This window comes from Pseudomonas sp. JL23, from assembly GCF_056933585.1.
The window spans coordinates 754,850-768,046 of the sequence record NZ_CM167795.1 but is presented as its reverse complement, the minus strand read 5'-3'; the positions used below and the strand labels follow the sequence as shown (position 1 = coordinate 768,046).

The 13,197-nt window shown below is 54.1% G+C and carries 8 protein-coding genes and 4 pseudogenes; 5 read left to right on the top strand and 7 right to left on the bottom strand.

Annotated features, from left to right (window positions below; all coding sequences use genetic code 11):
* The first annotated feature begins 247 nt into the window (after positions 1–247).
* The 3 genes from AC1Z24_RS03725 to AC1Z24_RS03715 all read left to right on the top strand — a co-directional run bounded on the left by AC1Z24_RS03725 (position 248) and on the right by AC1Z24_RS03715 (position 5,001).
* Complete coding sequence (locus AC1Z24_RS03725; protein ID WP_483744588.1) at positions 248–910, top strand: response regulator transcription factor; 663 nt, start codon at positions 248–250, stop codon at positions 908–910.
* 775 nt (positions 911–1,685) lie between these two features.
* Positions 1,686–4,268: a bifunctional diguanylate cyclase/phosphodiesterase gene (locus AC1Z24_RS03720; protein ID WP_483744587.1), complete on the top strand. Its 2,583-nt coding sequence runs from the start codon at positions 1,686–1,688 to the stop codon at positions 4,266–4,268.
* Between the two features lie 184 nt (positions 4,269–4,452).
* Positions 4,453–5,001 carry a hypothetical protein gene (locus tag AC1Z24_RS03715; RefSeq protein ID WP_483744586.1) on the top strand — a complete coding sequence of 183 codons (549 nt, stop codon included), beginning with the start codon at positions 4,453–4,455 and terminating at the stop codon, positions 4,999–5,001.
* A 30-nt stretch (positions 5,002–5,031) separates the two neighbouring features.
* On the opposite strand, the pseudogene AC1Z24_RS03710 reads toward AC1Z24_RS03715, so the two are convergent.
* The 5 genes and pseudogenes from AC1Z24_RS03710 to AC1Z24_RS03690 form a co-directional block, all read right to left on the bottom strand.
* Positions 5,032–5,238 (bottom strand): annotated as a pseudogene (locus AC1Z24_RS03710) (transposase); the annotation flags it as partial.
* 104 nt (positions 5,239–5,342) lie between these two features.
* Positions 5,343–6,098, bottom strand: coding sequence for an IS21-like element ISPsy14 family helper ATPase IstB (gene istB / locus AC1Z24_RS03705; RefSeq protein ID WP_483744585.1), 756 nt, complete (start codon positions 6,096–6,098; stop codon positions 5,343–5,345).
* Between the two features lie 20 nt (positions 6,099–6,118).
* Positions 6,119–7,633, bottom strand: a complete 1,515-nt coding sequence (gene istA / locus AC1Z24_RS03700) for an IS21 family transposase (RefSeq protein WP_483744584.1) — start codon at positions 7,631–7,633, stop codon at positions 6,119–6,121.
* Between the two features lie 174 nt (positions 7,634–7,807).
* A pseudogene (locus tag AC1Z24_RS03695) lies at positions 7,808–8,989 on the bottom strand (transposase); the annotation flags it as partial.
* Between the two features lie 510 nt (positions 8,990–9,499).
* The gene (locus tag AC1Z24_RS03690; protein ID WP_483744583.1) at positions 9,500–11,032 is read right to left on the bottom strand and encodes a sensor domain-containing diguanylate cyclase; all 1,533 of its coding nucleotides are present in this window, start codon (positions 11,030–11,032) and stop codon (positions 9,500–9,502) included.
* A gap of 327 nt (positions 11,033–11,359) precedes the next feature.
* On the opposite strand from AC1Z24_RS03690, the pseudogene AC1Z24_RS03685 reads away from it, so the two are divergent.
* Together AC1Z24_RS03685 and AC1Z24_RS03680 are read left to right on the top strand one after the other, a co-directional pair.
* A pseudogene (locus AC1Z24_RS03685) lies at positions 11,360–11,647 on the top strand (hypothetical protein); the annotation flags it as partial.
* A 4-nt stretch (positions 11,648–11,651) separates the two neighbouring features.
* Positions 11,652–11,887, top strand: a pseudogene (locus AC1Z24_RS03680) (hypothetical protein).
* Positions 11,888–12,091: 204 nt separating this feature from the next.
* Here the strand turns inward: AC1Z24_RS03680 and AC1Z24_RS03675 are convergent.
* Together AC1Z24_RS03675 and AC1Z24_RS03670 are read right to left on the bottom strand one after the other, a co-directional pair.
* Entirely contained in the window at positions 12,092–12,655 is a 564-nt protein-coding gene (locus tag AC1Z24_RS03675; RefSeq protein ID WP_483744582.1) for a YfbU family protein, read from the bottom strand.
* Positions 12,656–12,669: 14 nt separating this feature from the next.
* Positions 12,670–13,173, bottom strand: a complete 504-nt coding sequence (locus AC1Z24_RS03670; protein WP_483744581.1) for a hypothetical protein — start codon at positions 13,171–13,173, stop codon at positions 12,670–12,672.
* Between the last annotated feature and the right edge of the window lie 24 nt (positions 13,174–13,197).

The following is a 13,197-nucleotide window of genomic DNA, read 5'->3' as shown; positions in this document are numbered from 1 at the left end:
GATTTTATTACACACTGGGTAAATTCGATTTGCGTACTGCTCTAAGTTATGTGGCTATGTGGACTCCTTGGAATAAGTCAGAGACTAGGCCTATCCTATTGATCTAAAGGATAATTTCCCAACGCGGTGATTGACAATTTCTATAGCTGAGCTAAAGTCAAGTGATCTATGGTAGGTTAATTTTGCAATATTATAGATGTAGTCACTGCTGCTGTTGTTGTGTCAGTTATTTAAAAGGGAGTTTAAAATGCGCATTCTTGTCATCAGGAATGGACTTAAGGAAAATGATAGTTTTGTGAACTACATGCTATGTAATGGCCATCATATAGAAGGGACTTCCTCAGGGATCACAGGGCTAAACCTTGCCATCACAAAAAAATTTGATGCTGCGATTATCGATATAGATTTGAACGACATCTGCGGAATCATGCTTTGTGGTATTTTACGCGCACACTCTGATTTATCTATAATACTGATCGGTACTCATAAGAATCTGACTGAATGCCTTGCTGGATTTGAAGCCGGGGCTGATGACCTCTTAATTCGCCCACTTGCTATGAGTGAGGTTTTGGCTAGGCTGGAGGCGATAGTATCGAGGCGGCAGGATTGTTTTAATCAGGTTTTGAAAGTTGCAGGACTTAACTTTAATGTTGGCACATTAGAAGTGAGTCGAGATGGACTGCCTTTAAAGTTAAACCCTATAAGTCTTAAGCTGCTTGAAATCATGATGAAAAAAAGCCCTAAGCTTGTTGAGAGGGAGGTTCTTGAGAAAAATGTTTGGGGGGATAATAAATCTGCCGGCGAAAGCCTTCGCACTAATATCTATTTGTTACGTCAAGAAATTGATAAAAACTTTGAAAAGCCTTTAATTCATACAGTCTATGGCCGTGGATATAAGGTTTCGGGATGACTATGTTCTACGGTTTGCTCTAAAACCTAAGTCCTCCTCGAATGTCTCGACGCCCCCCGCCCGATAGGCCGCTTTCACATGGAAGCGTCCATTTGGTAATGGCCGTTTGAGTCGACTCAGCCAGCACTTGAACGACTGCTGTAGGTCGATTCTGTTGAAAAAATCGGCTATGGGGTTCCGCGGGAGAAAAATACGCATCTCAGGTTGAGATCATTACTTTTGGATGAGGCTTCGAGGCTCATATTTGACGTAGCTGCGCGTAAAAATGGCGTTTCCCCCGGTCAATTTCCGGGCAGTTTAAACGGAGAGACTTTTTCAACACTATTGGCCGCGTTCCGCCATCTATGAGCCAACAGCATGGCCCGACCACCTCTCAAAAGCTGCCGCAAGTCGGGCATGCCGAGTCTGCCAGACGGCAAACTGATACCTTCTTTTATTCTGTATCTGAGTCTTTTCTAGCCAGGCAGTGCTTCATACAGTGCGCGAAGCGGGTCGGCAGCCACCCGTTTGAGGTCGGTTGGTAAATCGGCCAAACCAAGCTCCTGTTCCAGACTTCCCCGGAATCCCGAAACGCCCGATAAAGCTCCGCATCCCCGGACAGCCGATAAGGCTTTGAGCTGCTGAATTTCCGGTGGTTGCGTTGGCGATCGACAAAGATCCACTTAGGCCGCGATCTGCGGTGCAGGCCACACGGTAAGACGAACATGCTCAACATCGAGGGCATCGTGCCGATACAACTCTTAGGTATGGCTCGGAAAAATGCGCTACGGAAACTATGAAAAATCTGCCCAAATCCTTTAAGTTGGAGTACCGTCACTCCAGTGTTGCGCTGACTCGCAGCTCTCTTTTTAATTTTGTCGCCTTGTTGTTCGGGGTTTTCTTGCTGGCGAGCTTTATGTTGCTTTTCCTGGCAAGGGATCTAGATAAAACCGAGGAAGAAGAAAGCGCTTTTTACACCGCCAAAGCAGTGCATGCCTCAGAGAGGAGCGTGGGTTCGACGCTTAAGGACTACGCATTCTGGGGAGACGCTTACAAACACCTTCATTTACAGGTAGATCCTGAATGGGCCTTTGTTCGCCAGAATATTGGGGCGACGCTCTATAAAGACTTCGGGTTCCAGGGTCTGTTCGTCGTCGACGAGGGCGGCAGTACGGTATATGCAGTAATCAACGGCGAGCTGAAAAATGTCGCGATTGAGGACTGGCTGGGGCAGCCATCAGGCGCTTTGGTTGCCCAAGCGCGGAAGGTGGCTTTGGAGGAAACGCCTGTAACCTCCTTCATGGACGTGAATGGTGTTCCCGCTATTGTCGCCGCCGCGGCCATAACCCCTGGCACCGATCCGACGGTCAAACCCGATGGTCGAGCTGCGTCTGTGCTGATATTTGTCGACTTACTGACCGACGACAGACTGGCGAAGTTGGGCCGGGATTTCGGAGTGAAAGATCTTCATGTCGCCACGCCAACCGAACGGCATCAAGAATCATATTTCGCGCTTGGAGATGATGGCGAGGGCGGTTACTTACGCTGGACGCCGCCCACGCCGGGGCATCGCCTTCTTGCCCTTGGGCTACCTCTGACGGGCTTCGCTGCTTTGCTGGTCTGCTTGATGGCATGGGTGATTTTGCGCCGAACCACCGCTGCTGCAAGTGCGCTGGATGAAAGCTACCTTTCGCTGCAGCGCAGCCAAGCGGCCCTGGCCACAAGCGAGGCCCGGTTTCGCGATGTTGTCGAAGCGAGTTCAGACTGGGTCTGGGAGATTGATCAGGATTGGTGCTTCACCTATCTTTCCGAGCGATTTGAAACCGTCACCGCGTTCTGTCGACAAGACTGGATAGGCGTATCCATAGACTCGTTGCTCAGCAATCAGATGGGGACTGTTTCGCGGTGGCTGTCGATCTCAAATCGCAAACCGGACATAACGATCTCCTGCCGCTACATCGATACCCATGGCGAGGAACGTGTCACCCGTCTTTCTGCTCGGCAACTACCGGAAGGGGGGTTTCGCGGGACCGCCACTGACATTACTGAGGAGGTCGAAGCGCGCCGGCGTATTGAGTTTTTATCTCAGCACGATGCTCTAACAGGTCTTCCAAACCGTGTCAGGCTGCAAGAGTTTCTGGATGGGAAACTCAAGGCGCTGCCGACCAAAGAGCAGCCGCTGGTCATGCTCAGCCTGGACCTAGACAGGTTCAAACCCGTGAATGATCTGCTGGGACACGCTGCTGGGGACAGAGTGCTTAACGACATTTCAGCTCGCTTGTCGGAGTGTGTTCGCCACGGAGATCTGGTAGCGCGGGTAGGCGGAGATGAGTTCGTGCTGATTCTCACCGATGCAAAGGACCCGGAGGAAGTTGAGTCGTTATGCCGCCGCCTCATTGAGGCGATCGAACTTCCGGTGGTGGTCGATGAACAGGAAGTTTTTGTCAGCGCCAGCATTGGTATCGCGATGGCGCCGACCGACGCACGAGAGGCTGCCGAATTGCTACGTTACGCAGACATCGCCTTATACGAGGCGAAAGCTGGCGGTCGCAGCACCTGGCGTTTTTATGCCGGTGACATGAATACCCGTATCATCGAGCGGCGTCGCTTAGAGAGTGATCTGCGTTTCGCGATCAAGCATGGTGAACTGAGGTTGCACTTCCAGCCCCGATTCAGGATTGCTGATGGCAAGATGGTAGGCGCCGAAGCATTGGTCCGCTGGCAACATCCCCAACGAGGCCTGGTATCGCCGGAGAAATTCATACCGATTGCAGAGGAAACAGGGCTGATTTTGCCGCTTGGCGATTGGGTCATGAGAACAGCGTGCAGCTACGCAGCGCAATGGCCGTCCCACCTTTTCGTTTCGGTGAATCTCTCTCCCGCTGAATTCAAGCGCGGCAATCTGATTGAACGGGTTCAACAGGCTCTCGCTGAGAGCAGCATTGCGCCGACTCGCGTGGAGTTCGAGATCACAGAGGGTGTGATGCTCGAAGACGCCGTAGGTGCTTTGGAGGTAATGCACAAGCTCAAATGCCTGGGGGTTCGCATCGCGATGGATGACTTTGGTACCGGATATTCTTCACTAAGCTATCTTCGGACCTTTCCATTTGATGGCCTGAAGATAGATCGCTCCTTTCTGACCCGCCTGGGTGAGAGTGAAGACGACCAGACCATCGTTCAGGCGATTGTCGGTCTGGGTAAGGCGCTTTCGTTGACAGTGACGGCGGAAGGTATTGAAACGGCCGAACATCTCGCATTGTTAAAGGCCGTAGCTTGCGAAGAGGGCCAAGGCTACTTCCTGAGTCGTCCATTGGAAGCGGAGGCCTTTGATGCATTGCTGGGCGAGACGTACAGCTCGGAAGTCAATATGAAAAGTTGAGTGAAGGGATGCTCCGATGAGTAATCAAGTCCGTTCAATTTCACAGCTTGAACCTGACCATCCGACGGCCAATACCCACAACCGGAATAGCCGGACTGAAACCCCTTTGAACCTGATAAGGGTTTTCTGCTGAATTGTCGCAACGCTTTTGCGAAGGTGCCTCACATCATGAGTGAGGCCATCCATGAAGCTACCATTGCAAATTTCGCTAATAAGCCCTGTCGTCCTGAAAGCCCTCTGCGCGGTCGGTTTAACTTGCTGGTGTGGGTATCAGCAATACCAGATTTACCACCTGAGCGCTGCGCTCGCGGGTACGGTGACCCAGGACAGCATCGGTTCACTGATCCAGCGCATCAATAGCGTGGAAGATCGGCTCGATCAAAGCGCAAAAGCACCGTCAGTCACGATGGAAGATTTTCGTGCCGGGCAACAGGCCCTGTCCAATCGTATGGATACCCTTCAGACGCAGATCAAAAAAAATCAAGAGTCCACGCAAGCCCCTTCACAGTCAGCAGCTTCGATGTTGGACATCGTTGCACTGGAGGCGAAATTTGAAGGGCTATTTGCACTCAATGGGACGGTGGCGACAGGCAGAAATCGGCCGATTCTGTTGAAAACAGTCGGATTTTCAAACTGGAAGATTTCGAGATTGATCGTCTCTTCAGAACCTGTTCACCACGTTGCGTGGCTTTTCGCTTCTGCGTTGATCGATGCAGCTTGGTCGATGGGTTGATTTGAAGGTTTTTGCTGATTCCAGGCGTACCTATCCCGTAGTCGGTGGCCCTTGAGAGGTCAGTTTCGCCAGTCTTCTTAAATTCTGTACCGCAGCCGCCAAGGTAAATTCGTCGTTCGCCCCGGTCATTCCTCGTAGTCGTAACCGATCCAGTTTCAGGATTCGCTTAAGGTGAGCGAACAACATTTCGACCTTCTTGCGTTCATGGCGAGAGCACACGTATTGAGGTGTCTTGGCTGCGCATTCCACGCCATCCGGCCACCCAGCCCACCAACATCCGGCCACCTGTTCCACGGTCATCCGGCCGGGCAGTCGGAGCGCAGCGACGCAGGTTTGCATTGTTAGTCTGAAGTCTCTGTCGCCGTCAATTTCGTTGCGCGCCTGCGCATCGATTCGCCCTTCAGTTCGATCCGATAAGCGTTATGCACCAGCCGGTCTAGGATCGCGTCGCCCAAGGTCGGATCGCCGATCAGCGCATGCCATTTGTCCACCGGCATCTGGCTGGTCACCAGCGTCGAGCGGTTGCCGTAGCGGTCGTCCAGCAGCTCAAGCATGTCGCGTCGTTGCGCGGCGGTAAAAGGCGCCAGGCCCCAGTCGTCCAGGATCAGTAAGTCGGTCTTGGCATAACCAGCCATCAGTTTGGCGAAGCGGCCGTCGCCGTGGGCCAGGCCCAGTTCCTCCAACAAGCGTGGCAGGCGCAGGTAGCGCACGCTGTAGCCGTCGCGGCAGGCCTTGTGGGCCAGCGCGCAGGCGAGCCAGGTTTTGCCTACGCCGGTTGGGCCGCCGATGATCAGGTTCAGGCCGTCGCGCAGCCACTGGCCGCTGCCCAGCTGCAGGATCATGGCCTTGTCCAGGCCACGCGGGCTGCGGTAGTCGATGTCTTCCAGGCAGGCGTTGTGGCGCAACCGCGCAGCTTTGAGGCGAGTGGTCATGCGGGCGTCTTCGCGCTCGGTCACCTCGCGGTCGACCATCAGGCCGAGGCGTTCGTCGAAGCTGAGATCGTTGATGTCAGGCGTTGCGTGTTGTTCGCCAAGCGCCTTGATCATGCCGTGCAGGCGCAGGGTTTGTAGCTTGTCGAGTGTCGGATTTGGCAGCATGTTCGTGCTCCTTTTTCAGGTCAGTGGTAGTAGCCGGGGCCACGCAGGTTGATGTGCTCGTCGGGCAGTAACGGCAGGTTTTGCTGGGCCAGCGGTAGCCGTTCCAGTCCTTGGCGCAGTATCGATTCGAGGCTTTTGTAGCTACATGCACCCAGTGCCAGCGCACGCTGGCAAGCGGCTTCCAGCCGCTCTTCGCCGTGCTGTTTGCTCAGGCGCAGGATGCCCAGGCAGGCGCGGAAGCCGTGCTGCGAATGGATTCGGCGTTCGAGGATGTAGGCGATAACGCCAGCGGTGTTCGGCCCTGTCTGCTCGGCCCAGCGGATCAGCCGTTGCGGCGTCCACTCGGCATGTTCGCGGTGGCTCTTGGGCATGTGCTCGATCTGGGTGGTGTGGCGGCCTTTATGGGGCGAGCGCAGATGGCTGGCCACACGTTGGTTGGCGTGGAAGCACTCGACGGTCTGCGCGGTCAGGCGTACTTCGAGTTGGTGTTTCACCAGTTGGTATGGCACGGAGTAAAAATGGCCGTCGACTTCGACGTGGTAGTCGATGTGCACCCGTACCTTTTTCCACTCGGCGTAGATGTAAGGGTGTTCCGGCAGCGCTTGCAGCGCCGGTTGGTCGATGCTCTCGAAGGCTGACCGGCGTGAGCCGGGCAGTTTCTTGAAGGGCTTCTGATTGAGGCGATCCAGCAGCAGCGCGATGGCTGTGTTGAGTTCGCCCAACGAGAAGAACTGGCGGTTGCGCAGCACCGCCAGGATCCACCGCTCGACCACTTGCACGCCGACTTCGACCTTGGATTTGTCCTTGGGTTTGCGCGAGCGAGCGGGCAGCACGGCCACGCCGTAATGCTCGGCCAGATCGCGGTAACTGGGGTTGATGTCGGGCTCGTAGCGATGTGCCTTGGTCACGCCGCTGCGCAGATTATCCGGCACCAGGATCTGTGCGGTGCCGCCGAAAAAAGCAAAACAGCGGGCGTGCGAGCCCAGCCAGTCGGGCAGTTTCTGCGACCAGGTGGCTTCGGCGAAGGTGTAGCTGGAGGCGCCGAGGACGGCGACGAAAATCTGGGCCTGGCGGATCTCTGCGGTTCGCCGGTCGATGATCGGCACGGTCTGACCCGCGTAATCGACGAACAGTTTTTCGCCGGCACGGTGTTCCTGGCGCATGACCACGTCGACCTTGGCGGCCCAGAGGCGGTAGTGCTCGCAGAACCAGCTGTATTGGAAGCCTTGCGGATGGGTGAGCCGATACTCTTGCCAAAGCAGGGCCAGGGTTACGCCGGGGCGGCGTAGCTCGGCGTGGACATGAACCCAGTCCGGTACCGGACGTTCATCACTGGGGACAGCGGGCGGCGGCGGAAAAAGATGCCGTTGCAACTCGGCGTCAGTCAGCGCAGACGGCCAGGTAAGACCGCTGGCAGCAAAGCGATTGAGGTACTCACCGACGCTAGCTCGACCTACTTGCAAGCTGATAGCGACCTGGCGGGCAGATAGGCCGACCTCGAATTTGAGACGTAGCACTTCTCGAATCTTACGCATGGATAACCGCTCCACGACGACCTCTCTGCTTCGATAAAAGAGGTCGATGGTAGTGAATTAATCCTGCGTTGCTGCCTGCCTTAAGGGTGGCCGGATGACCGTGGAATGGGTGGCCGGATCATCGTGGAATCAGTGGCCGGATGTTCATGGAATAGGTGGCCGGATGGCTGTGGAATCCGCAGTCTTGGCGATGCGCCGCGCAATATCGCGCGCTGCTTCATGGACGCTGCGTGCGATTTTTCTAAACGAAGTGTTCGGACAGCAGCGCTCTTTCATTGTGCATTTAGAGCAGTCTGTTTGCCGGGATCGAAAGATGATGGTGTCGGCTTTCGTGACATGTGAGCGCTGATTCTTGAAGGCACGTCACTCGCTACGCAACGCTTGTCCGGCGGGGCAACGATATTGCTGCGCGTCTTCATCCCATTGAAAATCACCGATCGCGAGGCTGTTGTTCTTGCGCTCGGTTTTGTCCCAAACCGGCACATGTGGCTCGATGTCTTTTTCGTCCACCATCCAGGCCAGCATCGGTGCGGTTCCGTAAGCTGTATCGCCGATGAGCCGATCAGGCTTGATGTCGAACTGTTCTTCGACCCGCTCGATCATGGTCTTGGTGCTCTCGACCTCGGCAGTTCGATGCGCTGGCGTCGGCTCCACGTCCATGATCACGCCATGCTCGACATCAATCAGATAGTTCGTCGAGTAGGCGAAAAACGCCGGGCCTCCTGGCGCTGCGGTCCAACGGGAAAGTGGATCAGTCAGTGACAGGCGCTTGGGCAGTGCTTCGGCCAACGCCTCTTCATCCAGCGCTTCAAGGTACTCACGCACGGCGCGAGTACTCAGCGACGGATCGAGCCAGTTGATTTCATCATCGCCAGGTACGCCACGTTGCCGACTGGCATCTGCCTTGATGACGCTGGCGTCGACCGCAAACCCTTCGCCCTTGACCAGACCTGCGTCCATGCAGCGACGCAGCACCTCGTTGAATAGCCAGCGAAACAGCGAGCTGTCACGAAAACGACCGTGGCGGTTCTTGGAAAACGTAGAGTGATTGGGGACTTCGTCTTCGAGGCTCAAGCGACAGAACCAGCGATACGCCAGGTTCAAATGAGCCTCCTCGCACAGCCGACGTTCGGAGCGAATGCCGTAGCAGTAGCCCACCACCAACAGGCGAATCATCAGTTCGGGATCAATCGATGGGCGCCCGATTGGGCTATAAAAATCGGCGAGATAATGGCGCAGATCGCTGAGATCAAGGCATCGATCAATGCTGCGCAGGAGGTGATTGGCTGGGATGTGATCTTCAATGTTGAACGAGTAAAACAGTCTCTCTTGTCCGCTCGACAATTGCCCCATCATGCTGCGAATCCTCCCGCTGGCCGATGACCTGATTTTGCCGCAGGCCAGGCAGGAGATCTACTTTTTCAACAGAATCGACGCATTGCAGTCCGTCGGCACTGGTGCAAATCGGCCGGACGGACATTCGATGTGGTTCGCTTCACCCTCAAATCCGCAAAGAAATCGTCGCATAACACCGAGTGTTATGCGACGGCTCGGCAGGGGACTAATTGACAGCGGTGCTGTTGCACCATTCAGAAGTTGCGATATCGCACAGCGAGCAAACCTGGAATCCCGCTGCAATGCCATGGGCTTCTTCGAACGCAGAGCATCTGATTACAAGGAAGGTGCTTTAAATAAGAAAAACAATAGGTTACGGATTTTCTTATTACGTGGCATGGGACCGGGCGCCTTGATCTACGGTAGGCTTTTGGCCCTTATTACGTGCTTCAACCCCGGCGTTTGTCCCTGTCTACGTCATCAATACGCAGCCCACAGCTTGACTGCTGAGCCCAAAATCTTCGCCAGGTATCAGCCTTCGGAATAAGCCATTACCAAATTGCGGCCGTTTTGTTTAGCTTTGTAAAGAGCTTTATCTGCAAGCAGCAATAGCTCGTCGTGGCCCTGAGAACTCAACAATGGGACATAACCCGCTACGCCGATGCTTACGGTCACCCGCCCTGGTTCAACTGAACTGCTCTCGATGTTGGCTTCCTCAACAGCGCTTCTGATTGCCTCAGCGAGAAGCGCGGCTCCCGTCATATCGGTTACTGGCAAGATAACAGCCATTTCTTCCCCACCGTATCGCGCCGCGAGGTCTGTAGGTCTGCCCACAGCGTTTCGTACGAGCTTAGCGACTCGACGCAAACACTCATCCCCTGCAGGATGGCCATATGTATCGTTATATTTTTTAAAGTGGTCAATATCTAAAAGCAGCAGTGAAATAGGGGTCTGATTGGACTGGGCTTGGTCGAAGCTCTTGGCGAGTACTTGATTGAAATGTCGGCGATTGGCCAAGCCTGTTAAGCCATCTTCAGTAGCCAGTATTTGAAGTTCACCATTGTCAGCCCTAAGTACGATTTCATCATTGGCTCGCTGCTCGATACCACGCATCGTCCTGAACCCCAGATACAGGATGACAACGAGCGTAGCGGCCGTTGCGATGATGGTGAGGAAGAATCCTCTTTGCCAGGAAGCGAATGCATAGTCCTCTGTCATGCCGACTGATAGTCGAATTGGGTAACGGCTACTGCTGGCATAACCGACCATGCGCATAGCGCCGTCTACAGGGGAATTAAAAGTAAGCACCCCTCGCGTGCTACCGGCCTGGATCGCTTTGGCAACAGGGGCGTTTCCGATATTTACTGCTATCAGATCTGGGATAAACGGATAGCGGACAAGCTGAACGCCATCGGTTCGCGCCATGCTGACGATGCCATCTGGACCAAGATCCAATGACCTGAAGAACTCCAGGAAGCTTTCAAGTCTCAGGGTCGCGAGGGCAACGCCAGCAAACGCACCTTTAGCATCTTCTAGGCGGATGGATACTGTCATGATCCATTCCCCCGTTGTGCGGCTACGGATAGGAGGACCTATGTAGGGGGAAAGACTTTCATTCTTTAAATGGTGTTGAAAATACTCACGATCCGCATTGTTGCGCATAGGGGTGTTGGGGGAGAGGGTCGTCATCACCCAACGACCGTCCGCCGCGTAGAAAAATATGCCTTGAATCTCGGATTGCCAGTCGGCGCGGGTGCGCGCAATCCCTAGCATTCGCTCCAGATTCTCAGGGGTCTCACCGTCATGACGGTAACGTTCAGCCAGCCCGACCAGGATCATGCTCGCATAGGTAATAGAGCTCTCCGCTGAGCGCAGTACAGATGAAGATAAGTTCATAAGTTCGGCGTTACGAGTTGCTTTTTCGTCACGGTATTGAAAGTACAGCAGCCCCCCCGTAAAGGTGCATAAGGCAGCGCATGCCACGAAAAGCAACATAATCGCTTGCACTCCCAATCGGCCCGAAGCCGGCATGAGGGATGTGACAGCCGCTGGAGTACTGGTCATAGGCAGGCGCCTGCGTGGCAAACGTTAAAGAATGGGGCTCACCCCCCTTACAGCTATGTCGGCCAAAATTAAGAACGGATTAGCTGCATTAAAGCACCACAGATCGAAAGGGTGCCGCTCTTTAGAGAATCAATTGGCTTTGGGGATGCGCGGCTGATATCCGGGCTGCGTCCCGCATGTTCATAACGCCGTTTATGTTCAATTACCCCCTACAGAACAGCCGCCCCGGCGTGCTTTTTTGCGACGACTGGAAGCCAGACCCCGCATACCTGGTTTACCATTGTGGGGGCTCGCGGTTTGAGCAGCGCTAGTGAACAGGAGAACCGCGTGTCATTACCCATCACCGCCCGGCAGTTGGCCGCGCTGCGGGCATTGCAACAGATGAACCCCGAGCTGGGACAACTGACCAGTGCGATCGCCTTGGCGTTCGATGCGTCGCAGATCGATAACCCGCAGTTGGCCCGGATCATTCTGGAGAACAGTTGCCGGCGTATCGCTGCCGATCAGTCCGGCAGTAAGGACGCATTGATCCAGCACCTGGAGACCTTCGGCAACTTGAACTGTCTGTCGCCGGCGCAGGTCACTGACTTTACCGACCGCATCAGGAAGATGAGCCAACATGCCTCAATGTATCCAGGAAGAAGCACTGCGCGCCATGATCGAGGGCGGCGCCGTGCGGGAAGTGCTGGTCAGTCGTGAGGAAAAATGGACCCTGGCCGTGCGCCTGGGCGGGGCCGGCAGTCGCTGGTTGCGGTGCGCTCGCGCCGTGAAGCACTGCGCACCTGGGCGAGCCTGACCGCTGTGGGTCGGTTCGCCGAGTCGGCGGGTATAGCCACCTTCCAGGTCGAGATCTGATTTTCTCTTAGAAGCCAGCCGGCTCTCAAGGAGACTCTCGGCCAATACAGACGGTTCATGACAGACCGCTATGGATCCTCTCCCGCCCGTCGTGACAGGCATCGAGCGGCCAGGAGCGGACTGTTTCCCAGTAAATAAATCTGTCCCCTTTTCCCTGCTGCTTATCAACTTAGGAAAAAATATTCCGAAAGCAACACAAGAGCGTCAAGTCGATGTCTTTCGTTGGCTAGGATGAGTGCATGCGTTTAATACCTGCGCAATCTCGTCAACGTTCAGGTACCTATCATAGGATGATGTTCGAACCACAGCGAAAGTGTTAAGCATGCGCTGATAAACGTCCATCATAGGGGAATGTGAGTTGAGATATCTGCCCTTGAATCGTTCGAACCGATCAAGATCGTTAACAAGCGTTGATGCAACCCCTATATATCTCGATTCATTATTACCATCAAACCCCCGAAATGTAGGATTTACCCCAAACGGCTTGGCCTTCTCAATAAGCGCTTTTTTGTCGTCGGCAGAAAGCTCAGCGTAGGATTCTTCAATCCAGTCCCACATTTCAAGTACATCCAAAATTTCTCTTAGGCTTTCAGGTTCATCCTGTTCAGTAAAGGGGATGCCTGGGTATTTCCATGCGATACTCCACTCACTTTCTGAGTGGATCGCCGACCTTATGAAATCTGGATCTATCTCGCTGTCTACTCCGAGCTTGTCGTAAAGTTCGCACAGCATCAAAGCGATTATTTTTTCACCGTCTGTAAACTTCATATGATCGCCACTCCTTATTTCACGTCTTCCATGCGTTCGTCAGATATCTGCTTGGCGACTGGCATGAAATTATTGATTTCAATATAAATCAAGGTACCGGCCTTTATAACACCTTCCAAATCAGACTTATTAGCCACAGCTGGCAAATTATTCAATATAGACTTTGAAAGGTTAACTGCATGACTTTCGATATCAACACTAAAAAGATGTCCATGTTCTGAGAGGGCCTGACAATAACTCTCTAGCGCTCTAGATATGTGAGAAAGATCAATACCCTTAATCTGCTTGACTTGTCCAGAGGGCCCTATAGGAGAGATAGTCTGCAATATCGTCCTAGTAGCATGCAGGACCTGATGCGCCTCAGCACTTTGCCTGGAGCTAATCATTCGCGAATACAGTGTATCGGCTTTTGATGCCGAGCCAGATGCATTTAATGCCTCACGCCATGCCCATATAGCGCTGCCGATAGAAGCGATTGACGAGACAAGACCGAGCCACCACATAAAAACTGTTTCCACGCAGCCTCCCTGCCATATGACTTC

What these genes read in the sequence shown, in the direction of transcription:
- AC1Z24_RS03725 (WP_483744588.1), top strand. Translation starts at nt 248, where the DNA reads ATGCGCATTCTTGTCATCAGGAATGGACTTAAGGAAAATGATAGTTTT.
- AC1Z24_RS03720 (WP_483744587.1), top strand. Translation starts at nt 1,686, where the DNA reads ATGAAAAATCTGCCCAAATCCTTTAAGTTGGAGTACCGTCACTCCAGT.
- AC1Z24_RS03715 (WP_483744586.1), top strand. Translation starts at nt 4,453, where the DNA reads ATGAAGCTACCATTGCAAATTTCGCTAATAAGCCCTGTCGTCCTGAAA.
- istB (WP_483744585.1), bottom strand. Translation starts at nt 6,098, where the DNA reads ATGCTGCCAAATCCGACACTCGACAAGCTACAAACCCTGCGCCTGCAC.
- istA (WP_483744584.1), bottom strand. Translation starts at nt 7,633, where the DNA reads ATGCGTAAGATTCGAGAAGTGCTACGTCTCAAATTCGAGGTCGGCCTA.
- AC1Z24_RS03690 (WP_483744583.1), bottom strand. Translation starts at nt 11,032, where the DNA reads ATGACCAGTACTCCAGCGGCTGTCACATCCCTCATGCCGGCTTCGGGC.
- AC1Z24_RS03675 (WP_483744582.1), bottom strand. Translation starts at nt 12,655, where the DNA reads ATGAAGTTTACAGACGGTGAAAAAATAATCGCTTTGATGCTGTGCGAA.